The 936-nt window shown below is 59.1% G+C and carries 1 protein-coding gene; it reads left to right on the plus strand.

The window, feature by feature from the left end:
* The first annotated feature begins 79 nt into the window (after nt 1-79).
* On the plus strand, nt 80-904 hold the full coding sequence (locus tag L3X40_RS21960; protein WP_237367451.1) for an IS5 family transposase: 825 nt from the start codon (nt 80-82) through the stop codon (nt 902-904).
* Nucleotides 905-936 lie beyond the last annotated feature (32 nt).

Raw genomic sequence — 936 nt, forward strand, 5'->3', positions numbered from 1 at the left:
AGAGCCCAACCGAAAATTATGTTGAGTGATTTCAGCGAGCTGTGATTCTCTGTGGTTTAGGAAGACTACGGAGGATCGGATGAGCTGGACCAAAATCACTCGCGGACAATATGACCGAAGGCAGCTACGCTATGCAAGCGATTGTACGGATGAAGAATGGTTGCTGATCGAGCCCTTCATGCCTGCGGCGAGCAAGGTTGGGCGTCCGCGCAAATGGCCGATGCGCGAGATATGGAACGCGATCCAGTATATTGCGGCGACGGGATGCCAGTGGGCGATGTTGCCCAAAGGGTTTGCGCCGTTCACGACGGTGCAGCACTGGTTCTACCGGCTGCGCGACAACGGCATGTTCGACCTCATCAACGAGACGCTGGTCATGGCCGCACGGCTTCTGGCCGGTCGCGCGGCGGAACCGACAGCTGGCGTGATCGACAGCCAGAGCGTCAAGACCACGGAATCCGGCGGGCCGCGCGGCTATGACGCGGGCAAGAAAGTGAAAGGCCGCAAGCGGCATATCCTCACGGATACCCAGGGCAATCTGCTGGGTGCGATCACCCACACCGCCGACATTCAGGATCGTGACGGCGCGCCGGATGTCATCGTATCCACGAAAGAGAGCTTCCCCACGCTGGTTCACCTGTTCGCCGATGGCGGATACGCCGGAGAGAAGCTGGGAGCCGCCATGCAGGCCATGGACGGCCCGGCCATTGAAATCGTCAAACGGCCAAACGGAGCAAATGGCTTTGTCGTCATCGCACGGCGATGGGTCGTTGAGCGCACCTTCGCATGGCTGGGACGCTGCCGCCGCCTCGCCAAAGACTGGGAAGCCACCATCGCATCCGCCGATGCATGGCTCCTCATCGCTTCAATCCGGCGAACCGCCAGATTTATCGCACGAGCTTGAATCCAATGAATATTAATTTTGAGTCGGACTCT

Source organism: Rhizorhapis sp. SPR117, from assembly GCF_021742065.1.

Coding starts and splice junctions, on each gene's coding strand:
- L3X40_RS21960 (WP_237367451.1), top strand. CDS start 80: ATGAGCTGGACCAAAATCACTCGCGGACAATATGACCGAAGGCAGCTA.